Origin of the sequence: Roseateles sp. YR242, from assembly GCF_900109745.1 — a bacterium.
Classification (GTDB): Bacteria; Pseudomonadota; Gammaproteobacteria; order Burkholderiales; family Burkholderiaceae_C; genus Roseateles.
The window spans coordinates 94,577-115,281 of record NZ_FOAV01000016.1 but is presented as its reverse complement, the minus strand read 5'-3'; the positions used below and the strand labels follow the sequence as shown (position 1 = coordinate 115,281).

At 66.9% G+C, this 20,705-nt stretch carries 16 protein-coding genes; 8 read left to right on the top strand and 8 right to left on the bottom strand.

The window, feature by feature from the left end; genetic code table 11:
* Nucleotides 1-204 precede the first annotated feature (204 nt).
* From BMY53_RS25705 to soxA, 8 genes are all read left to right on the top strand, one after another.
* Complete coding sequence (locus BMY53_RS25705; protein WP_177201002.1) at nucleotides 205-1,854, top strand: endo alpha-1,4 polygalactosaminidase; 1,650 nt, start codon at nucleotides 205-207, stop codon at nucleotides 1,852-1,854.
* Nucleotides 1,855-1,929: 75 nt separating this feature from the next.
* Nucleotides 1,930-2,295, top strand: a complete 366-nt coding sequence (locus BMY53_RS22420; protein WP_092948861.1) for a GFA family protein — start codon at nucleotides 1,930-1,932, stop codon at nucleotides 2,293-2,295.
* 112 nt (nucleotides 2,296-2,407) lie between these two features.
* Nucleotides 2,408-2,911, top strand: coding sequence for a (2Fe-2S)-binding protein (locus tag BMY53_RS22415; protein WP_092948859.1), 504 nt, complete (start codon nucleotides 2,408-2,410; stop codon nucleotides 2,909-2,911).
* Nucleotides 2,908-5,091 carry a xanthine dehydrogenase family protein molybdopterin-binding subunit gene (locus BMY53_RS22410; RefSeq protein ID WP_092948857.1) on the top strand — a complete coding sequence of 728 codons (2,184 nt, stop codon included), beginning with the start codon at nucleotides 2,908-2,910 and terminating at the stop codon, nucleotides 5,089-5,091. Before BMY53_RS22415 ends, BMY53_RS22410 begins: the two co-directional genes overlap by 4 nt.
* An 89-nt stretch (nucleotides 5,092-5,180) precedes the next feature.
* A complete protein-coding gene (soxX, locus tag BMY53_RS22405) occupies nucleotides 5,181-5,600 on the top strand; it encodes a sulfur oxidation c-type cytochrome SoxX (protein WP_092948855.1) in 420 nt (139 codons plus the stop codon).
* Complete coding sequence (locus BMY53_RS22400; protein WP_177201001.1) at nucleotides 5,597-6,022, top strand: thiosulfate oxidation carrier protein SoxY; 426 nt, start codon at nucleotides 5,597-5,599, stop codon at nucleotides 6,020-6,022. Before soxX ends, BMY53_RS22400 begins: the two co-directional genes overlap by 4 nt.
* A 4-nt stretch (nucleotides 6,023-6,026) precedes the next feature.
* Nucleotides 6,027-6,350 carry a thiosulfate oxidation carrier complex protein SoxZ gene (soxZ, locus tag BMY53_RS22395; protein WP_092948853.1) on the top strand — a complete coding sequence of 108 codons (324 nt, stop codon included), beginning with the start codon at nucleotides 6,027-6,029 and terminating at the stop codon, nucleotides 6,348-6,350.
* A complete protein-coding gene (gene soxA, locus BMY53_RS22390; protein ID WP_218151287.1) occupies nucleotides 6,350-7,192 on the top strand; it encodes a sulfur oxidation c-type cytochrome SoxA in 843 nt (280 codons plus the stop codon). Before soxZ ends, soxA begins: the two co-directional genes overlap by 1 nt.
* A 138-nt stretch (nucleotides 7,193-7,330) precedes the next feature.
* Here the strand turns inward: soxA and mdoH are convergent, their stop codons facing one another.
* The 8 genes from mdoH to BMY53_RS22350 form a co-directional block, all read right to left on the bottom strand.
* Nucleotides 7,331-9,457 (bottom strand): glucans biosynthesis glucosyltransferase MdoH, encoded by a 2,127-nt coding sequence (mdoH, locus tag BMY53_RS22385; RefSeq protein ID WP_092948851.1) that lies wholly within the window; start codon nucleotides 9,455-9,457, stop codon nucleotides 7,331-7,333.
* Nucleotides 9,430-10,962 (bottom strand): glucan biosynthesis protein G, encoded by a 1,533-nt coding sequence (locus tag BMY53_RS22380; RefSeq protein ID WP_255370336.1) that lies wholly within the window; start codon nucleotides 10,960-10,962, stop codon nucleotides 9,430-9,432. The genes mdoH and BMY53_RS22380 overlap by 28 nt, the downstream gene beginning before the upstream one ends.
* A gap of 163 nt (nucleotides 10,963-11,125) precedes the next feature.
* Nucleotides 11,126-12,490 (bottom strand): sigma 54-interacting transcriptional regulator, encoded by a 1,365-nt coding sequence (locus tag BMY53_RS22375; RefSeq protein WP_092948849.1) that lies wholly within the window; start codon nucleotides 12,488-12,490, stop codon nucleotides 11,126-11,128.
* Nucleotides 12,487-13,086 (bottom strand): hypothetical protein, encoded by a 600-nt coding sequence (locus tag BMY53_RS22370; RefSeq protein ID WP_092948847.1) that lies wholly within the window; start codon nucleotides 13,084-13,086, stop codon nucleotides 12,487-12,489. Before BMY53_RS22370 ends, BMY53_RS22375 begins: the two co-directional genes overlap by 4 nt.
* On the bottom strand, nucleotides 13,050-14,501 hold the full coding sequence (locus BMY53_RS22365) for a sensor histidine kinase (protein WP_092948845.1): 1,452 nt from the start codon (nucleotides 14,499-14,501) through the stop codon (nucleotides 13,050-13,052). The genes BMY53_RS22370 and BMY53_RS22365 overlap by 37 nt, the downstream gene beginning before the upstream one ends.
* Before the next feature lie 173 nt (nucleotides 14,502-14,674).
* Complete coding sequence (locus tag BMY53_RS22360; protein WP_255370335.1) at nucleotides 14,675-16,555, bottom strand: ABC transporter substrate-binding protein; 1,881 nt, start codon at nucleotides 16,553-16,555, stop codon at nucleotides 14,675-14,677.
* Nucleotides 16,556-16,740: 185 nt separating this feature from the next.
* Nucleotides 16,741-18,708 (bottom strand): ABC transporter substrate-binding protein, encoded by a 1,968-nt coding sequence (locus tag BMY53_RS22355; protein WP_255370334.1) that lies wholly within the window; start codon nucleotides 18,706-18,708, stop codon nucleotides 16,741-16,743.
* A gap of 16 nt (nucleotides 18,709-18,724) precedes the next feature.
* Entirely contained in the window at nucleotides 18,725-20,638 is a 1,914-nt protein-coding gene (locus BMY53_RS22350; protein WP_177201000.1) for an ABC transporter substrate-binding protein, read from the bottom strand.
* Nucleotides 20,639-20,705: the final 67 nt, after the last annotated feature.

Genomic DNA, 20,705 nt, shown 5'->3' with positions numbered 1-20,705 from the left:
CCGCGTCCTTAAAGAACCGGTGACCCCGCGCAATTCGCGGGATTCATCCTCAAACACCCGCCAAGTCCGATCAGCGGGCAACCCCGATCTACCGCAGTCAACGGCGGTCGCCACGGCGCCATGTGTCTTCGATTTCAATTGAATACACATCCCAAAACAATCACGACAAGAATGCGCCGACTTCCAATCCCCTCCGGCAAGACCATGGCTCACAAGCTCCCCGATCCCGCACCCGCTCCGAAGTACCGCCCCGCGTTCGGTGCCGCTCGGTTCTCAGCTGACACCAGCCATGGTTCGCGCCTGACCTACCTGGTTTCCGTGCTGAGCAGCTGCGCAACGCTGAGCCTGCTCACCGCGTGCGGTGGTGGCACGGGCGCCGACACCGCGCCAACGGCTTCCGCTGCGGCGGCCACCGAAAGCACCGATACCTCGATCAGCCAGGCCCGTGGCCGTGTGTCCATCCAGGCCGCTGCGGCAGCACTGCCCAGCACCACCACCACCATCGTGGCCAGTGCCCTCAACGCCTGCACGCAGGCCGTGTCCAGCTGGGACGTCAAGCTGAGTGCCTGCAGCGGCGGCACTGATCAGAACTTCGTGTTCCATCCGGTGAGCGGAAGCTCTTCGGTCTACACGATTGAATCGGCCAGCATCAAGGGCGCCTGCCTGAAGCCCGAGAGCACTCGTGCCGGCGCCTATGTGCAGCTCGACACCTGTGACACCAGCACCAGCCAGCAGTTCCAGGTGTTGATGCAGGCGGATGGCCTGCACGTCGAGCTGCGCAACATCGCCAGCGGCCTGTGCCTGGTGGGGGCGTCCAAGCTGGGCACGCTGGGCTTCTCCACCGCCACCTGCAGCAGCAGCAACGCGAACGAGATCTTCAGCCTCTCTTCGTTGGCTTCCGCTCCGGCACCGGCTCCTGCGCCCACACCGGCGCCATCACCCGCCCCGGCTCCCGCGCCGACACCCGCACCTTCTCCGGCGCCCAGCCCTGCGCCGGCCCCAACACCGGCGCCTGCTCCGGCTCCCACACCGGCCCCTGCCCCTGCTCCCACACCAGCACCAGCACCAGCACCAGCACCAGCACCAGCACCTGCTCCGGCGCCCGCACCGGCCCCTGCACCAGGTTCCTGGTACAAGCCCACGGCGACTGCTACCTGGACCTGGCAACTCACCGGCAAGTTGGACACCACCGTGAACGCGACGGTCTACGACATCGACCTGTTCGACAACACCGCCGCCACCATTGCCCAACTGAAAGCCGCTGGCCGCCGGGTGGTGTGCTACTTCTCCGCCGGCAGCGCGGAAGACTGGCGCTCGGACTACGCCCAGTTCATCACAGCCGATAAAGGCAAGGGGCTGGACGGCTGGCCCGGCGAGTACTGGGTGGATACACGCTCCGCGACCGTGCGCGCCGTCATGACGGCCCGCCTGGACCTGGCCAAGTCCAAGGGCTGTGATGCCGTGGAGCCGGACAACGTCGATGGCTACACGAACAAGAGCGGCCTGCCGCTCACCGCAGCCACGCAGCTGGACTACAACCAGTTCCTGGCCACACAAGCCCATGCCCGGGGGCTGGGCATCGGCCTGAAGAACGACGTCGACCAGATTGCCGCCCTTCAGCCCTCCTTCGACTTCGCCGTCAACGAGCAGTGCAACGAATACAGCGAGTGCGGCGGCTACAGCGCGTTCACGTCCAACAACAAGCCGGTGTTCAATGCGGAATACGCCAGCAAGTACGTCAAGAACACCAGCGGTGCTCGCGACAAGCTGTGCACGGCCTCGCGCGCTGCCAACATCCGCACGCTGGTGTTGCCGCTGGATCTGGACGGCAGCTTCCGGTATAGCTGCGACTGATCACGGTTCCATGACTTCAGGGCGGCTGGCCGCCTTGAGGTAGGCTCCGGCGACCTCATTCAACGGGAGCTTCTGATGACGCATCAAGGCGCTTGCCACTGCGGAGCCGTCCGGCTCACGCTCCCATCGACGCCCGAAGTCGCCACGAGATGCAACTGCTCCCTCTGCCGCCGGATCGGCGGACCCTGGGTGTACTTCGCGTTTGGCACCGTGAAGATCGAAGGCCATCCCGAATCGACCGTGGCCTATGTGCAGGGCGACAAAACCCTGCGCACGATCCACTGCAAACACTGCGGCTGCGTCACCCACTGGGAGCCAATCACGCTGGAGCCCGGTGAAAGACATGGTGTCAATCTCGGGAATTTCGATCCGGCGTTGATCGCCTCGGTACGTGTTCGCAAATTCGACGGAGCAGTCACCTGGTCGTTCCTGGAGGAGTAACCGGGCCCGAACGCGATCAGCAACAGCGATCAGCACCAGCGATCAGCAGAATCCCCCACGCCATCGCCCCGTCCCATCGCTAAAGTCAAAGCTCCACCGCAGGGGAGATGTCATGGCTCAGTTGCATGTGAACGGTAAGACACTGAATGTGGACGCCGATGGCGACACGCCGCTGCTGTGGGCACTGCGTGAGCAGTTGGGGCTCACCGGCACCAAGTACGGCTGCGGCCTGGCCCAATGCGGCGCGTGCACCGTACACCTCAACGGGGAAGCCGTACGCAGCTGCGTACGCCCGCTCTCCACGGTGGCCCCCACCGACCGCATCACCACCATCGAAGGCCTCGCCGCCCATGCGAGCCACCCGGTGCAGAAGGCCTGGGCCGCGCTGGACGTGCCGCAATGCGGCTTCTGCCAGAGCGGCATGATCATGGCCGCCGCCGCGCTATTGAAGCAAAAGCCCAAACCGACGGATGCGGACATCGACACCGCCATCACCAATATCTGTCGATGTGGCACCTACAACCGGGTGCGTGCCGCCATCCACCTGGCGGCTGGCCAAGTGAACCGAAAGGCCATCGCCATCCGGCTGCTGGACCCCAACGGGAGCGAAGCATGAACGCGCCGCACCCATGGAGCCGCCGCCTGTTCCTGCAGTCCTCGGCGGTGGCTGGTGGGCTGATGGTGGGCTTCCACGTTCCCGGTTTCGCAGCCGAGACAGCCGCCCCTGGCACCCCCCCAGAAATCAACGCCTGGGTCGTCATCCAGCCCGACGAGACCGTGATCATCCGCATCGCCCGCTCCGAGATGGGCCAAGGCACCCTCACCGGGCTGGCCCAGTTGGTGGCCGAGGAGCTGGATTGCGACTGGGCCCGCGTGAAGACCGAATACCCCACCCCGGGTCAGAACCTGGCGCGCAACCGCATCTGGGGCAGCTTCTCCACGGGAGGCAGCCGGGGCGTGCGCGAATCCCATGACTACATGCGCAAGGGCGGCGCCAGCGCTCGCCTGATGCTGATACAGGCCGCCGCCGATGAATGGCAGCTGCCGGTGAGCGAGCTGAGCACCGCACCCGGCCAAGTGCGCCATGCCGCCAGCGGCCGCAGCGCCACCTATGGGCAACTGGCTGCCAAGGCCGCCACCCAGACGCCGCCAGCCGACATCACGCTGAAAGACCCCAAGGACTGGAAGATTGCGGGCCGGCCCTTCAAGCGGCTGGACACACGCGGCAAGCTCGACGGCAGCCAGGTCTACGGCATAGATCTCAAGATGCCCGGCCTGCTCAATGCCGCGATCAAGGACTGCCCGGTCTTTGGCGGCAAGCTCAAGAGCTTTGATGCCGCAGCCATCGCGAACAAGCCCGGCGTCAGGAAAGTGGTGCCCGTGGGTGACTCCGCCGTCGCCGTGGTGGCGGACACCTGGTGGCACGCCAAGACGGCGCTGGACGCACTGCCCATCGTGTGGGATGAAGGCCCCAACGCCAAGCTGGACAGCGAGCAGATTGCCGCCATGCTCAAGGCCGGGTTGGACGCCCCGGAGGCAGTGGTCGGCCAGCGCCAGGGCGACCTCACCGCCGGGCTTGCGGGGGCGGCACGCCGCATCGAGGCGGTCTACAGCTACCCGCACCAGAACCACGCCACGATGGAGACCATGAACGCCACGGCGCGCTGGACGCCGGAGCGTTGCGAGGTCTGGACCCCGACGCAAAACGGTGAAGCCGCGCTGGCCGCCACCGCCGAAGCCGCCGGCCTGCCGCCCGCGCAGTGTGATGTCTACAAGCTGCACCTGGGCGGTGGCTTTGGCCGACGAGGTGCTGTGCACGACTGGGTGCGGCAGACCGTTGCCATCGCCCGTGCGCTGCCCGGTACACCGGTCAAGTTGATCTGGAGCCGTGAAGAGGACATGCAGCACGGCCGCTACCACCCGATCACGCAGTGCAAGTTCACAGCAGGGCTGGACACCAAAGGGCAGCTGCAGGCCCTGCACATGCGCATCTCGGGCCAGTCCATCGTGGCGGACATCTTTCCTCAGAACATCAAGAACGGTCTGGACCCAGTGGTGTTCCAGGGCCTCAACCAGGGCGGCGCCGAAGGCGCGTTCGGTTATGCCGTGCCGAACCTGCTCATCGACCACGCGATGCGCAACCCGCCAGTGCCACCCGGCTTCTGGCGCGGGGTGAACCTCAACCAGAACGCGATCTATGTCGAGAGCTTCATCGACGAGATCGCCCACGCTACCCGCAAGGACCCCCTGGCGCTGCGCCGCGAATTGCTGGCGCAGTCCCCCAAACACCTGGCCGTTCTCAATGCGGTGGCGGACAAGGCGGGTTGGGGTAAGCCGGCCCCCAAGGGTCGATACCGCGGCCTGGCCCAGATCATGGGCTTCGGCAGCTATGTGGCGGCGTGTGCAGAGGTGTCGGTGGCCAAGGACGGCACGCTGAAGATCCACAAGATCATCGCGGCCACGGACCCCGGCCATGCAGTCAATCCGCAGCAGATCCAGGCGCAGGTGGAGGGCAGTTTTGTCTACGGGCTCTCGGCGGCGCTGTTCGGTGAGATCACGCTCAAGGACGGCCGCGTGCAACAGGACAACTTCCACACCTATCCGGTGGTGAAGATGGAGCACATGCCGCAGGTGGAGTCGATCGTGATGCCGTCCGGGGGCTTCTGGGGTGGTGTGGGCGAGCCAACCATCGCCGTGGCCGCACCGGCCGTGCTCAACGCCATCTTCGCGGCCACGGGGCAGCGGATCCGAGATCTGCCGCTGTCCCGGCATCAGCTCAAACCGAAGGCGGCTTGAGCGCGCGTGGCGCCGAATGAGGCGCTTCAGCACCGACCCGTCCGTCTCATCCAGCGCCCGAAGCCTCCCCGGCCACCGAAGTCCCCGCCATGCCCATCGCCGTCATGCTGCTGGCCACAAGTGCCTTGCTGCCCTTCCAGCTGGAAGGGGACGCCATCAATCAGCCTCTGGGCGGGCTGAAAGGCGATGTGGCACGGGGCCGTGCGCTGGTGGCCAGCCGGTCTCAAAGCCTGTGTCTGCTCTGCCATGCCGCGCCCATCCCGGAGGAGCGGCAGCAAGGCAACCTGGCGCCGGATCTGGCAGGCGTGGCGCAACGTCTGGCCGAAGGTCAGTTGCGGCTGCGGCTGGTGGCACCGCAGGCGGTGAATGCGCAGACGGTCATGCCGGCGTATTACCGGGCCGGACCGGAGGCCGGCCTGCAGCGCGTGGCGCGTGAGTTGGAGGGCAGGCCCATTCTGGAGGCCCAACAGATCGAGGACATCGTGGCCTACTTGGGGACGCTGAAATGATGGCCAGCCGACGCCTGGTGCTGCAGACCCTGTCCATGGCCGCGCTACTTCCACACCCGGCCTGGGCAAACCGTGCGGAGCTCGAGCAGGCCATCCTCGCGTTCACCCAAGGGCAGGTGCCCCGCGTGGGCCAAGTGCGTCTGGACGTTGCACCGCTGATCGAGAACGGCAATGCGGTGCCGGTGACCTTGTCCACGACCCAACCCGCGAGGGCGCTGGCACTCTTCAACGAGTTGAACCCGCAGCGCGAAGTTCTGCAGGCCCGGCTCCCGCCAGGCCCCACGGGTGCCCGGCTTGCGACGCGAATCCGTCTGGCCACCAGCCAGCAACTGGTGGCACTGGCGCAGACGCAGGACGGCAGGTGGTGGTCGCACCGCGTGGACGTGATCGTCACGCTGGCCGCATGCATTGAAGGAGGTTGAAGCGATGGCCATCACGCGCATCACGCTGCCTGCACAAGCCAGACGCGGCGAAGCCATCGAGGTGCAATGGCTCATTGCCCACCCGATGGAAACAGGCCACCGCAGCGACGAGCAGGGCCGGCTCGTCCCCCGCGACATCATCACCCACTTTGAGTGCCGCTACCTGGACCAGACGGTGATCAGCCTGGACCTGTTCCCAGCCATCGCCGCCAACCCTTACTGCGCCTTCACGCTCGTGGCGGAGCGCAGCGGGCAGGTGGCGTTCCGGTGGACCGGCGACCATGGGTTCGAGCAGCAAGAGGTGCGGATGCTGGAGGTGCAGGGGTGATGCTCAAGCGCCGGTGCGTGCTGCGGCGGGGTACCCTGCGGCTCGCACTGGCCACCCTGCCATGGCTGCTCGGCGCGGGCAGCGGCGGGCCCGCAGCACAGGCACAGGCACGCGCGCGGGCACTGTCCCCGGCACAGTCCGCGTCAATGGCGGCGCCGGCTCAGCGCTCCGGATTCGACTTCATGACCCCCGCCCTGAAGGCCATGCAGCGCAGTGATGCCCAAAACCCGGCCATGCTCTGGGTCGCGAGCGGCGCTGACCTCTGGAAGGCGGCGCCCACCAATGGCAAGCCCGCATGCGCCGGCTGTCATGCGTCCGGCCTTGCCGGCACCGCCAACCGATACCCTGCGTTCTCGGACGCCCTGCAGCGCCCCGTGACGCTGCTCCAGCAGATCAACCGCTGCCGCACCACGCATCAGGAACAAGCGGCCTGGCCCAACGAGAGCGAACCGTTGCTGGCCCTGGCTGCCTACATTGGCCAGCAGTCCCGGGGCCTGCCGATTGACCCACCGGAGGATGAGCGCCTCACGCCTTGGCGCCAGGCAGGTGAAGCGCTCTACCGCGCCCGCATCGGGCAGCTCAACCTCTCCTGCGCGCAGTGCCATGAGGATCGGGCCGGGCAGCGCCTGGCCGGCGCCGTCATCCCTTCCGGGCTGGCAACGGGTTATCCGCTGTATCGCTTGGAGTGGCAGGGCCTGGGCTCCCTGCCTCGCCGGCTGCTCAACTGCACCACCGGCGTGCGGGCGGCGCCGCTGAATGAAGAGGAACTGACGCAGGTGGAGCTCTACCTGATGCAGCGTGCCAACGGTCTCCCGCTTGAAACGCCCGCCGTACGGCCCTGAACCGCGTCAGCCCTGTCCTCGCACGTCGCCACGGCCAGTGCAGGGAGAAGGGCCCTTTCTGCGGCCCCAAATAGAAACGCGGGCCGGGTGCCACCGAAGTGGACAACCACGGCCCGCGCCGGAGCAACGGTCAGCGGATCAGGCGGCCTTCAGCTGGCTCAAGCGCAGCAGATGGCTGGGCTCGCTCAGGAAGCGCATGCGCTCATTGGCGGCCAGGCTGTGCAGCGCACTGGGCAACATGGCAATGCGCGACAGGTGCAGGTCACGGACATGCGCCCGCAGCCCACGGCCGGTGTCACGGTGGCCCATCGCCTGGCAGGCCAGGGTCAGCAGGCGGCGGTTCTCCAGCATGTCGGCCCAGCCCGGCAGGCGACGGTTCTGCTGACCATAGGCCCAGGCGTGCTGCAGCACCGTCGGTGTGCGGCTCTCCTCGGGGATCATCAGCAGGCCCAGCTTGCGCAGACGGGCACCCAGCAAGGCACGGCTCGTGAACACGGTGATCGGCGCCGCCAGCATCAGCGGCAGGGCGATCGGCGCAATCCACAGCACCGTGGAGGGACGCAGCACCGCCAGCACCACCGCCACGGCCAGCGCGAACAGACCTGGGCGACCGAAGGCGGCGAATGCTTCCTTCCAGGACACGTCTTCGGCCGACCGCGGGGGCGACTTCCACTCCAGCGAGATGCCGGTCAGTGCCACCAGGCAGAAGATGCTGTGGGCGACCATGCGCAGGGGCGCCTGCAGCAGGGCCATCACCGCTTCCACGGCGCTGCTGGCCAACAGCTTGAGGGCACCGCCGTATTCACCCTGCTCACCACGCAGCAGCACCGAACCCACCGACAGCAGACGCGGCAGCGTCAACATGCCAATGGTGCCCACCCACAGGGCCAGTACGCCCGGTGCGAGGCGGCCGTCGGGCGTGAAGGGGTGGAAGGCATCGTTGCCACCCACGTTCCACAGCAGGGCGCCCAGGCACACATACAGCAACCACAGCGGCGCTGCGAAGTAAGACAGCGCCCCGGTCACCAGCATCGCACGGTGCACCGAATGCAGGCCGGGCTCCGCCACCAGACGCACGTTCTGCAGGTTGCCCTGGCACCAGCGGCGGTCGCGTTGCAGCTCGGCCAGCAGGTGCGGCGGCTGTTGTTCGTAGCTGCCCACCAGGTCATGCACCAGCCACACCTGATAGCCGGCACGGCGCATCAGGGCCGCTTCGACGAAGTCGTGCGACATGATGTCCTTGCCATGCAACGGCGCCAGCGCGCAGTGCTTCATGAACGGTTCAACGCGGATGATGGCGTTGTGGCCCCAATAGTGGGCCTCGCCCAGTTGCCAGTACTGCATGCCGGCGGCGAACAGACGGCCGGTCACGCGGCTGGCGAACTGTTGAGCACGCGCATGCAGCGTCTCGTGGCCGCAGACCTGGTTGGCGGCCTGCAAAATGCCGGCGCGCGGGTTGGCTTCCATCAGGCGCACCAGCGTCAGCAGGCAGTCGCCGCTCATCACGCTGTCGGCATCCAGCACCACCATGTAGCGATAGTTGCGGCCCCAACGGCGGCAGAAGTCGGCCACATTGCCGGCCTTCTTCTTGACCCGGCGCTGGCGCCAGCGGTAATGGATGCGGCCCTGGCCAGCGAACTGCTCGCGCAGCTCCGCCCAGGCGGCCAGTTCAGCCGTGCGGCATTCCGGGTCGCTGCTGTCGGAGAGGATGTAGACGTCGAACAGGCGCAGCGCGCCTGCAGCGGCCAGTGACTCGCAGCTGGCACGCAGGCCGGCGAACACGGTGGTCACGTCCTCGTTGCAGATCGGCATCACCAGGGCGGTACGGGCGTCCGCGCTGATGGGGCCGTTGCCGGCCTGGTGGGCCGACAGGGCATGTCGGTCACCACGCAGTTGCACCCAGAAGCCCATCACGGCCGTGACGCAACCGGCGCTCACCCAGGCAAAGAGCAAGACAAACAGGCTCAGGTGCAGACACTGCAGCAGCAGCGGCAGACCGGGCGAGGCCCAGCCGCCTTGCGTGCGCAGCAGCACACCGGTGGCGAGCGTGGTGGCAGCACCGATGGAAAGCATCAGTGCACGGCGCCGACGACGGGCAGCGCGTTCCCAAGGGGCCAGTTCCGGCGCCGCAGGCAGCGCACCCTCAACGGGCGCTTCGCTGAACCACGGACGCGGCACCATGGCACCACGATTGACCGACGGAGCGCTGGCGCCCGCCGGGCCGGCGAGGCCGGCACTCATTGGGGAGGTAGTACGAGGCTCCATGTTTCGGTCAGTACGTTGTTGTCTTGTTGGAGGAAACCGCGCAGCTCAAGCGGCTGCCCGGGGCGAAGTTGTTTGGCACGAACGGTCATGCGCCAGCCGCCGGTGACGGGGTTGGGATAGGCGTTCGCTTCGGTGATCTGGCCATTGGCGTTGGCACTCAGCTGGGCCTTGACCTCGGCGTTGGGCGGCAGCGCCTTGAGCGACGGGCCTTCGAAATCAACGATGTACTGCACCTCGTTGGCGGCCAGCTTGGCGTAGCTGTAGCCGGTGCGGGTCTGCACCGCCCAGGCGCCGGGCGGGCGCTGCTGGGGATCGTCGCCCTGCTGGTGCAGCTTGTAGGCAAAGTCCAGCGGCTGGCCGGGCGCGGGCTGCTTGGCAGGCACCCAATAAGCCACGATGTTGTCGTGGGTCTCGTCCGGCGTGTGCAGCTGCATCAGCTCCACGCGGCCCGGGCCCCAGTCACCCACGGGCTCGATCCAGGCCGAGGGACGCTTTTCGTAGCGGGCCTCGATGTCTTCGTAGCTGGAGAAGCGGCGGTCCCGCTGCATCAGGCCAAAGCCGCGCACGCCCGGCAGGCTGAACGAGGTGGTGAAGGTGCCCTTGGGGTTCATCAGCGGGCGCCAGATCCATTCACCGGAGCTGCTGTTGACCATCAGGCCGTCGGAGTCATGCACCTCGGGGCGGAAGTCGCCGACCTGGGGCTGGTTCTCGCCGAACAGGAACATGCTGGTCAGCGGGGCCAGGCCCAGCGTCGCGACCGGTGTACGGAGGAAGACACGGGCCTTCACATCCACCACGGTGTCGGTGCCGGGCTGCACCACGAATCGGTAGGCGCCGCTGACACTCTTGGAGTCCATCAGCGCGTAGATGGTCAGCGCCTTGGCGTCAGCGGCCGGGCGTTCGATCCAGAACTCGGTGAAGCGGGGGAATTCCTCGCCCTTGCCGCCCACCGTGTCGATGGCCAGGCCGCGGGCGGAGAGGCCGTAATGCTGGCCGCTGCCCAGGGCGCGGAAATACGAGGCGCCCTGGAAGACGACCAGCTCGTCCTTGTATTGGTTGTTGTTCAGCGGGTAGTGCACGCGGAACCCCGCAAAGCCCAGATCGCCCCACTTCTGCGGCGAAAGCTTGTTCTTGCCGTAGTCGAAGTCGTCCTTGCGAAAGGGCACGGGCTGGGCGCCCGCTCCGGTGATCTCGTTCACCCGCACGCCTTCGGTCTGGTAGTGACCGAGGTGGAAGAACATCACTTCAAAGGGCAGCTTGTCCTCGCGCCACAGGGCGCGGGCCGGCTTGAAGCGAATGTCTCGTGCGCCGTCGTAATCAAGATTCTTGAGTTCGGCCGGCAGCGCCTGGGTGGCGGGTTGGTAAGGCTTGGCCGCGAGGGCCCGTGCACGCTCGGCCACATCGTCGAAGCCGAAAGCCTGTGCTGCGGCGCAGCGAAGCATGAGCGCCAGGCCCATCAGGAGGCCGGCGTATCGGGGGGTGAGGGTGGGGGCAGGAGTACGCATGTGACAGGGTCTTATGCAACACCCGTGCCATGCAACTTAACCGTTATGAATCAATGACTTACGCAGGGGATGCGTAATTTTTCCCGCTTATGTGTCGCCGGGCGGCGACGGATCTACGGCGAAATACTCCAAGTTATTGATTTGGCTGAGTTTTTTCTTGTCGCTATTCAGCGACAGGGGGATCTGCGCGGAAAAGACCGGGGTTCAGGCCATTGCGCTGCAGCAATCGGTAGAACTCGGTGCGGTTGCGATCCGCCAGGCGTGCGGCGTCCGCCACGTTGCCGTCGGTGAGCTTGAGCAGCCCCACCAGGTACTCCCGCTCAAACCGTTCCCGGGCCTGGGCATAGTTCAGCACTTCCATGCTGGGCACCCGCAGCGCGCGTTGCACCAGCGAAAGCGGGATCAGCGGTGAGGTCGCCAGGGCGCAGACCTGTTCCACCACGTTGTGCAGTTGGCGGACATTGCCGGGCCAGGTGGCCATGCTCAGCGCCTTCAAGGCGTCCGGTGCGAAGCCGTTGAGGCGCTTGTCGTACTTGGCGGCCAGGCGGTTCAGCAGATGCTGCGCCAGCAGCGGAATGTCCTCACGCCGCTCGTTCAGGCTGGGCAATGTGATGCTGACCACATTCAGCCGGTAATAAAGATCCTCGCGGAACAGGCCCTCGGCCATGGCCAGGTCGAGGTCGCGGTGGGTGGCGGAGAGGATGCGCACATCGATGGGCACGGTCTCGCTGGACCCGACCGGCCGCACCTGCTGCTCCTGCAGCACACGCAGCAGCTTGACCTGCAGCGGCAGCGGCATGTCGCCGATCTCGTCCAGCAGCAGGGTGCCGCCGTCCGCCGCCTGGAAAAGGCCCCGATGGTTGCTGACCGCGCCGGTGAAGGCGCCCTTCACATGGCCGAACAGTTCGGACTCCAGCAGCGCCTCTGGAATGGCGCCGCAGTTGACCGCCACGAAGGGCTTGCCGGCGCGCGGGCTGGCCGCATGGATGGCGCGGGCCAGCAGTTCCTTGCCGGTGCCGCTTTCGCCCCGGATCAGGATGCTGGCCTGGGACGTGGCGACCAGCTTGGCCTCCGCCAGCACCTCGGCCATGATGTTGGAGCGGCTGACGATGCCTTCGCGCCAGGCCGTGTCGCCATGCTGTTCGACATCCCCTTGGGGCGCCGTGAGGGCCAGCGCCTGGGCGATGGTGTCCAGCAGCGCACGCCCGTCAAAGGGCTTGGTGAGATAGGTGTAGACCCCGCGCGCCGTGGCGGCCACCGCATCCGGAATGGTGCCGTGGGCGGTGAGCAGGATCACCGGCAAGGCCGGATGGCGCTCACGGATGGCATCGAACAGGGCCAGGCCGTCCATGCCCGGCAACTGCACATCGCTCAGGACCAGTGCAGGGCGCTGAACCGCCAGATGGGTCAGCGCCGCCTCGGCGGAGGCGACGGCGGTGACGTCGTAACCTGCCGCGTCCAGGCGCATGGACAGCAGCTTCAGCAGGTCGGCGTCGTCATCGACCAGCAGCAGGCGCGTGCCGGTCATTTGGACGCCCCGCTGGCCGGCGCACTGGCCGCCGTGGCGCTGGGACGTGGCGCGACCAGGCTGCGTTCGATGGCCTTGAGCGCTTCCAGCTTCTGGTTGGCCTGATCCAGCCGTTGCTGCAGGCTGCCGCGCTGCTGGTTGAGCTTGTCGGCCTGGTCCTCCAGGCGGCGCTGCTCCACCAGCCGGTCCAGCAGCAGTTGCGCCAGCGGCTTCCAGTCGCCGGCGTCGGGCTGGCGCAGCACCTGCTCCAGCAGCGTCTGGGCTCGCGCCAGCTCGCCTTGCCCGTGGTTGGTCATCAGCGCCAGGGCCAGCGGTACGGCCGCAGCGGGCGGTTGGGCAGCGTCGTCCCGGGGCTGCAGTTCCTGGGCCAGTTCGGGCGCCTGCATCTGCCGGATGCGGTCGTGATAGGCCAGCAGGCTGCGCGCAGCTGCATCCGCCGGGCTGACGGTCGGCACCTGCACCGGCACCTCTACCCGCACTTCCTTGACGATGGTCTTGGGCGGCAGCGGGGCACAGCCCACCAGCAGCAGGGTCAGCACAGCGGCGAGCGTGGTCGGCGTCAGGACGTGGCGGGGGGAAGGTGCGTGTGGCTGCATGGCAGGCTGATTCTGAAATGGGCACCGCGCTCGGAGGGCATCAGGTCGATTTGCCCGCCGTGTGCGGCGATGTACTCCTTGACGATGGACAAGCCAATGCCGGTGCCGCGCAAGGCGTTCTCCGGCTGGCGTTCCCCACGGTAGAAGGGCTCGAAGATCCGGGCGCGATCGGCGGGCGCAACGCCCGGACCGTCGTCGCCCAGGTCGATGAGCAAGTGGCCGTCCCGGCGAGAAAGTTCAAAACGAATCCCACCGCCCGGCGGGGCGAAGCGTATCGCGTTCGAGAGCAGATTGCCGAACGCGGCGCCCAGCTTGTCCGGATCCACCTCGATCTCCTGCGGCCCCCCCTCCACGGAGATTCGCAAGTCTCGTACCTGCCACTGCAGCCGCTGGGCGTCGATCGTCCCCTGGATCAGGGAGGCCAGCTCGGTGGGCTGGCGCTGCAGGCGGCGGGCCTCGAAGGCAGCCGCGTTGAAACGCAGCAGGTCTTCGATCTGGCGCTGCAGCACGGCAGTGTTGTCGCGCAGGATGCGGGCGACCTCGCGCTGCTTGTCGTTCAGCACACCGGCCACTTCGTCTTCCAGCAGCGAGACGCCCTCGCGCAGCGCGGCCAGCGGGGTCTTCAATTCATGGGAAATGTGCCGCAGGAACCGTGCCTTGTCGGCATCCAGCTCACCCAGGCGCAGGCGCAGCCAGTCCAGGCGCTGACCCAGGGACTGCAAGTCGGCAGGGCCGCGGAAGTCGATGGGCTCCTCCAGGCGGTTTTCGCCCAGACGCACGATGGCCTGTTCCAGGCGGCGCAGCGGCCGCGTGAGCCAGAAGCCGAAGGCCAGCGCCAGCAACACGGACAGCCCGATGGCCCCCAGCACCTGCTGGCCCAGCTTCACCCGGCCGCTTTCCAGTTGGTCCTGCAGCGAGCCGTTGCTCTGCTGTGTGTGCTGGCGCACCATGTCTGCCAGCTTGGCGGTCAGGGCGCCCAGGTCGCGGAACTTGGCGGTGAGGTCGGTTTCCTTGCGGCGCGCGGGCCCTGCGCGCGAGGCCAGGTCGAGCAGGCTGCGGATTTCAGCGAGCTTGTTCGCCCAGGCCTCCAGGGGCTCGGGGTAGAGCGATTGGTCGCGCAGCTGCTGCAGCAGGCGTTCAGCGTCCTCGGCATCGTCCTCGAAGCGCTGGCGCAGGCTGCGGTCCTCCAGCACCAGGTACTGCCGGGCCGCACGCTCCATGCTCACGCTGCGTTCAGCCAGCTGCTGCACCTCGTTGCCCATGCGGGCGGCGCGCAGCACGGCCTCACGGCCCTGTACCGTCAGCCGCTCCAGCGTCAGCAGCGCGCCCAACGATGCGGCCGACAACAAGCCGGCGATCAGCAGAAAGCCGATCAGCAGCACCTGGCGGAAGGAAATGCGGAAGAAACCGAACATCACGCCATGCCGCCACGCCGGGCCATCGGGGGCTTCACGTCAACGCGCTGAGAACGGCAATCCGGGGCCAACGGCCTGCACAGGGGCCGACGGAATGAAGGGGGGATGGGCATGGCGGGCAGTGTAGCCCTGCCTGCCCATGGGCCTTGCCGGGCACGCCTGGCGTGGGCCCATCAGAACCTGGGCTGCAATGCCGTGTCGATATCGACGTACTGCCAGAACAACTGATTGAAGAAGGGACGCCGGTACCCGATCACCCAGGGCTGGCTGATGTCCGTCACCATGCGGTGCACGCGGATCTTTTGCGGCATGTAGGCGGTCAACAGGCGCTGGGCCTCGCGCAGCAAGGCCAGGCGCTCGGGGCCATCGGGCAGCACCAGCATCTGGCGGTAGATCTCGTCGAACCGGTCCAGCTTGAAACGGCCCAGGTTCTGCCCGCCCGAAGCCGGGCCATACACCAGCTCCAGACCCAGTTGCGCATCCGGCGTGGTGTTGTTGAAGCCCAGTTGCCAGATCTGCAGTTGCCCTGCTCGCGCCGCCTTGAGGTTCTCCGGCCATTGCGCCATGCGGATGCGCAGCTTGACGCCCAGCCGGTCCATGTCGCGCTTCCAGAGCTCGTCATAGGGCTTGGAACGTGAATCCGGCGTCGAGGCCACCTCCACCACCAGCGGGCTGCCGTCCGGCATGTCGCGCCAACCGTCGCCGTCCTTGTCGACATAACCGTAGAGGTCTAGCAGCGCCTTGGCGCGCGCGAGGTCGGTGTCGCCGTTCTCGGACTTGAAATGCTCGTCAAAGCCCCACGTCAGGGGCGCCACCACCGACTGCGCCGGTACGGCCTGCTGGTGGCGCGCGATGGCGATCTCGGCACTCACATCGGTCGCCAGGCCAATCGCGCGGCGCAGGGCCACCTTGTCCGGTGTGTAGCCCCCCACCACCGGATCTTCCATGTTGAAGTAGTAGAAGTAACGGTCGCTCGCCAGCACCCGATGCAGATGCATGCCTCGCTTTTCGAGGTTGGGCGCGAGCTTGCCGTGCGGCAGCGCCACGTCCGCATACTCCTCGGGCAGCGTGTAGATGAGGTCGAACTCGCGGTTCAGGTAGGAGAGCCAGCGCGGCTGGCTCTCTGCGATGATGCTGATCTCCACCGCATCCACCAGCGGCAGCCGGCGACCCTGGAAACGCGCCCGCAGGGCCTGGCCTTCGGCATCGTCGGCATTGGGTTCCACCTCATACCGGACGTCCCGGAAGGCCGGGTTGCGCACCAGACGGATGAAGGAGCTGCGCCGCCACTGCTCCAGCTTGAACGGGCCGGTGCCCACCGGATGCTCGCCGATGCTGCCGCCATAGGCCTGCACCACTTCGCGCGCGACGGCGCCGTAGGTGTCGCCGCCGGCCAGGTTGTAGATGAAGCGTGGGCGGGGCTGCTCCAGGTTGAACTGCAGCGTGTAGCGATCCAGCGCCTTCACCCCTTCCACGGGCTTGTCGTAGTTGAAGGGCTTCCTGGTCTTGATCGCCTCGTCGCGCAGCGCCTGCAGACCTCTGATGCCTTCCTGGCGGAAGCTCGAGTACAGCGGCGCCTTCACGGCGGGGTCGAAGAAGCGCTTGAGGCTGTAGACGTAATCTTCCGCCGTGAGTTCACGGCGCTGGCCCTTGAAGGCCGGATCGTCCGAGAAGTAGATGCCGGGGCGCAGGCGGATGGTCCAGGTGCGGTAGTTGTCCGTGGACTCGGGCATCTGCGCCGCCGTGTTGGCCTTGAGCTTGTAGGGCCGGGCGAGGTAGTCGTAGTTGTAGAGCGACTCGAAAATATGGGCCGTGACCGTGCGCGAATAGAGATCGCTGATCTGCGCAGGGTCGAAGGTGCTTTCCGCCACCAGGAAGGCATACCGCAGCACCTTCTCGCGGGGGGCACCGGCAGCGGCAGCGTCAGCAGCAGGCGCCGACGCTGCGGCGGAGGTGGCGGAGGTGGCGGCGACAGGGGCCGCAGGTGTGGCGGCCGACAAGCTCGCCGCACCCATCAAGCCCGCGGCACATGCCACGCCCACCACGACCGCCATCACCCGGGCGCCCAGCGCACGGTTGCTCGCCGGCTCGGGCGGCTCGGGCGGCTCGGGCGGCTTTAAGCCTGCGGGACCCTGGCTGACTGCGCCTTCAACCGCCCGCCGCCAGCATCGCTGTAGCGCTGATCGCGAGGCGTCGACAGAAGAAACAGGCAAGCGCAGGAGCATGGTGGGCAAGGGTGCTAGCGGGACAGGGCCGATGAAGACGCGACAGATGCCGGGCTGGCCCCGGCGGGTGGGGTGGCGGATGGGGAAGCTCCATCCGCCGCAATGTCCACATACTCCCACCAGTTGAGCCAGAACGGCGACCGACGATAGCCGATGATCTCGGGTCGGGCGATGTCCGTGATGTAGCGGTGCAGCCGGTACTTGTAGGGCATGTAGGCGGCGGAGATGCGCTTGGTCTCCAGGAACACCGCCGCCCGCTCCGGCCCGTCGGGCAGATGGCTGACCTGCTGGTAGAGCTTGTCCAGCGCGGGCAGGGTGAAACGTGCGTAGTTCTGCCCGTTGATCTGGCCGGAATAGAGCCGGCCCAGCGAGTCTTGGCCGTCGGGCTTGGAGCCGGAGGTGGCCAATGACCAGATCGAGAAGCGCCCCGCGCGCATGGCCTTGAGGTTCTCGGGCCATTTGCCCGTCTTGAAGTTGATGCGCAGGCCGATGGCCGCCAGGTTCTTCTGATAGATCTCGTCGATCTGCCGTTGGAAGGCCTCCGGCGTGGTGAGGCTCTCCAGCACCAGAGGACGGCCGTCAGGCTGGTCGCGCCAGCCATCGCCGTCCTTGTCCACATAACCGTAGAGGTCCAGCAGGGCCTTGGCGCGGGCGGGGTCGAAGTCGCCGTTCTCGCTCTTGAACGCCGGATCAAAGCCGGTGGTGTTGGGCATGTAGAGCGACTGCGCCACATAACCCTGCCCCCGCCGGGCCACGCTGAGTTCGCGGTTCACATCCAGCGCCAGGCCGATCGCACGGCGCAGGGCCACCTTGTCCGGCGTGTAGCCGCCGACCACCGGATCTTCCATGTTGAACACGGTGAACATCACGTCCGTCGCGGTGACGCGATAGGCCTTCATGCCCTGCTTGGCCAGGTTGGGGGCGAGCTTGCCGTTGGGCATGGCCTGGGTGATGAAGTCCTCCGGCACGCGCTCGATGAAGTTGAACTCCCCGTTGAGGAAGGAGAGCCAGCGCGGCTGGGTTTCCTCGATGACGCTGATCTCCACGCGGTCGATCATGGGCAGGCGGCGTCCCTTCAGGCGGGCCACCAGGGCCTGCCCATCGGCATCCTCAGGCGCGGGTTGGACCTCCTGGTCATAGAAACGTGGCCGGTACTGGGGGTTGCGCTCCAGCACCATGCGCGAACTGCGTCGCCACTGGGTGAGCACGAAGGGCCCGGTGCCCACCGGGTGGGCGGCCGACTGGCCGGGATAGGCGTCGATCACCTCACGCGCCACGGCGCCGTACAGGTCGCTCTGCGCAAAGGTCTCCATCAGGCGCGGGCGGGTTTCCTTCACCCGGAACTGCAGCGTGTAGCGGTCCAGCGCGCGCAGGCCTTCGATGGGATGGTCATAGTCGAAGGGAACGCCGCGTTTGCGCACTTCCGTGCGGTACTCCGCCAGCCCCAGCAGGCCGAGTTCCTCGATCTCGCTCCAACTGGGCGAGACCACGGCCGGGTCGGCAAAACGCTTGATGGCGTAGACATAGTCCTGCGCTACCAGCTCACGCGGCCGGCCCTGGAAGGCCGGGTCGTCGGCGAAGAAGATGCCCGGGCGCAGACGCACCGTCCAGGTCCGGTAGTCATCGCTGACCTCGGGCAGGGCGGCCGCCGTCAGCGGCTTCATACGCGCGGGGCGGGCCAGTTGGTCGTAGGTATAGAGCCCCTCGAAGATGTGGGGCGTGATCATGCGGGAATACAGGTCGCTGACCCTGGCTGGATCAAAGCCGGTTTCGGCCACCCGCAAGGCGAAGCGCAGCACCTTGGGGGGCGAGCCATCAGGGCCGGTGCCCTGGGCCCGGGCCGGCGGGGCGGCCAGGCCGATGGCCAGCGCGGTCAACAGGGGCAACGCGATCGAGGCGGCCGAGGTGGCCAATGCACGCAGCGGCTGCGGCCGCTGCGGCCGCTGGGGCCGTTGCCCCCGCTGTCGGACCCATGACGGCATCAACCGCAGCCGACCCTCAGCGCGATGACGCTCGTCGCAGCACATCCGTATCGATATCGACATAGGCCCAGAAATCGCGTTGATAGAGATTCTTGTCGTAGCCGATCACCCAGGGCTGCGTGATGTCGGTGAACACGCGGTGGGTTTCCGCCTTGAACGGCATGTAGGCCACCGCCATCCGCTGCATCTTCTTCATCACCGCGAGGCGCTCGGGGCCGTCGGGCATCGAATGCTGCAGCTCGAAGAGCCGGTTGTATTCAGGCAGGTCGAAGCGGGACTTGTTGGACTGACCCTTGCTCGGGCCGTAGGCCAGGCCGAGGAAGTTCTCGCCGTCCGGAATGTCCGCACTCCAGCTCAGGCCCCACATCTGCAGGCGCCCGGCGTTGGCGGCCTTGAGGTTCTCCGGCCACTTGCCGATCTTGAAACGGATGCGAACGCCGATGGCGGTCATGTTCTTCTGCCACAGCTCGGCAAACTGGCGTTTTTGGGCGTCGGGTTCGGTGGCGTATTCGATGACCAGCGGGCTGCCATCGGGCAGGTCGCGCCAGCCGTCGCCGTCCTTGTCCACATAGCCGTAGAGGTCCAGCAAGGCCTTGGCGCGGGCACGGTCGAAATCGCCCATCTCGGACTTGAGCTGCTTCTCGTAGCCGGTCACGCCCGGAGAAATGATGCCCTGCGCGGGAATGGCCTGGCCGCGCCGTGGCAGGCGGATCTGCTCGTCGACATTGATGGCCAGCCCAATCGCGCGGCGCAGCGCAATCTTGTCCGCCGTGTAGCCGCCCACCACAGGGTCTTCCATGTTGAAGTAGCTCATGGTCACGTCCGCACGGTCATAACGCACCGCGCGCTGGCCGAGCTTGACCAGGTTGGGCGCCAGCTTGTTCTGCGGCATGGCCACGGGCGCGAACTCGTTGGGCAGGTCGTCGAGCAGGTCGAATTCCTTGCGGAGGTAGGAGAGCCAGCGCGGCTGGCTCTCCTCGATGATGGAGACCTCGACCCGGTCGACCATCGGCAGACGCCGGCCTTGCAGGCGCTTCACGTCGGCTGCCAGGTCCGGGCGGTTCTCCGGCACCGGCTCGTGGTAGTAGACCTCGCGGAAGTTGGGGTTGCGCGTCAGCACCATCAGCGAGGAGCGGCGCCATTGCGACAGCACCCAGGCATTGGTGCCAACCGGATGTTCCCCGACATGGCCCGCATACGCCTCCACCACCTCGCGGGCCACCAGGGCCAGCATCGGATCCGCGAAGTGATAGATGAAACGAGGGTCGCTGTGGCGCACGCGGATTTCGACCGTGTAGCGGTCCACCAGCCGCAGGCCCTCCACGGCGCGGTCGTAGTCAAAGGGCTTGTTGCCCTTGAGCGCTTCCGTGCGCACCTCGTTCATGCCGAGGATGCCAGCACCTTCCAACCGGTACAGGTGGCCGCTCTTGACCGTCGGGTCGTAGTGGCGCTTGAGCGTGTAGATGAGGTCGGCACCGGTCAATTCACGCTTGTGACCTTTGAAGACCTCGTCGTCCGCGAAGTAGATGCCGGGCTTGATGCGGAAGACAAAGCGGGTGGCGTTGTCCAGCACCTCGGGCATGCCGTCGGTGACGGCGGGCTCGAGCTGGTAGGGCCGGGCCAGATAGCTGTAGCGCAGCGGTGCATCGAAGATGTTGGCCAGCACGTTGCGCGAGTACAGATCGGTGACGTAGGCCGGGTCGAAGCCAGTCTCGGCGTTGCGCATGGCGAATCGCAGGACCTTCTCCGGCGCCTGGCTGTCGGTGCCGGCGCGCTGGGAGGTGTCTGCCGCCGTCGCGGATGCGCTGCTGGGCGCACGCGTGGCCCCATCGGGCGCGGAGGCCGGCGTGGATGCTGCAGCGGCCTGCGCAAACCAGGAAGAAAAACCGAATACCAGGGCCGTGGCCAGGCCTCGGGTCGAGGCCGTCATGCGTCGCATCAGGAAACCATCCTCAAAACGGGGCGCGCGAGGCTCATGGCCGTGCGCGATAAAACGC

Coding starts and splice junctions, on each gene's coding strand:
- mdoH (WP_092948851.1), bottom strand. CDS start 9,457: ATGGAGCCTCGTACTACCTCCCCAATGAGTGCCGGCCTCGCCGGCCCG.
- BMY53_RS22400 (WP_177201001.1), top strand. CDS start 5,597: ATGATGGCCAGCCGACGCCTGGTGCTGCAGACCCTGTCCATGGCCGCG.
- BMY53_RS22350 (WP_177201000.1), bottom strand. CDS start 20,638: ATGACGGCCTCGACCCGAGGCCTGGCCACGGCCCTGGTATTCGGTTTT.
- BMY53_RS22360 (WP_255370335.1), bottom strand. CDS start 16,555: ATGGCGGTCGTGGTGGGCGTGGCATGTGCCGCGGGCTTGATGGGTGCG.
- BMY53_RS22375 (WP_092948849.1), bottom strand. CDS start 12,490: ATGACCGGCACGCGCCTGCTGCTGGTCGATGACGACGCCGACCTGCTG.
- BMY53_RS22420 (WP_092948861.1), top strand. CDS start 1,930: ATGACGCATCAAGGCGCTTGCCACTGCGGAGCCGTCCGGCTCACGCTC.
- BMY53_RS22355 (WP_255370334.1), bottom strand. CDS start 18,708: ATGCCGTCATGGGTCCGACAGCGGGGGCAACGGCCCCAGCGGCCGCAG.
- BMY53_RS22410 (WP_092948857.1), top strand. CDS start 2,908: ATGAACGCGCCGCACCCATGGAGCCGCCGCCTGTTCCTGCAGTCCTCG.
- BMY53_RS22380 (WP_255370336.1), bottom strand. CDS start 10,962: ATGCGTACTCCTGCCCCCACCCTCACCCCCCGATACGCCGGCCTCCTG.
- BMY53_RS22365 (WP_092948845.1), bottom strand. CDS start 14,501: ATGTTCGGTTTCTTCCGCATTTCCTTCCGCCAGGTGCTGCTGATCGGC.
- BMY53_RS22370 (WP_092948847.1), bottom strand. CDS start 13,086: ATGCAGCCACACGCACCTTCCCCCCGCCACGTCCTGACGCCGACCACG.
- soxZ (WP_092948853.1), top strand. CDS start 6,027: ATGGCCATCACGCGCATCACGCTGCCTGCACAAGCCAGACGCGGCGAA.
- soxA (WP_218151287.1), top strand. CDS start 6,350: ATGCTCAAGCGCCGGTGCGTGCTGCGGCGGGGTACCCTGCGGCTCGCA.
- BMY53_RS25705 (WP_177201002.1), top strand. CDS start 205: ATGGCTCACAAGCTCCCCGATCCCGCACCCGCTCCGAAGTACCGCCCC.
- soxX (WP_092948855.1), top strand. CDS start 5,181: ATGCCCATCGCCGTCATGCTGCTGGCCACAAGTGCCTTGCTGCCCTTC.
- BMY53_RS22415 (WP_092948859.1), top strand. CDS start 2,408: ATGGCTCAGTTGCATGTGAACGGTAAGACACTGAATGTGGACGCCGAT.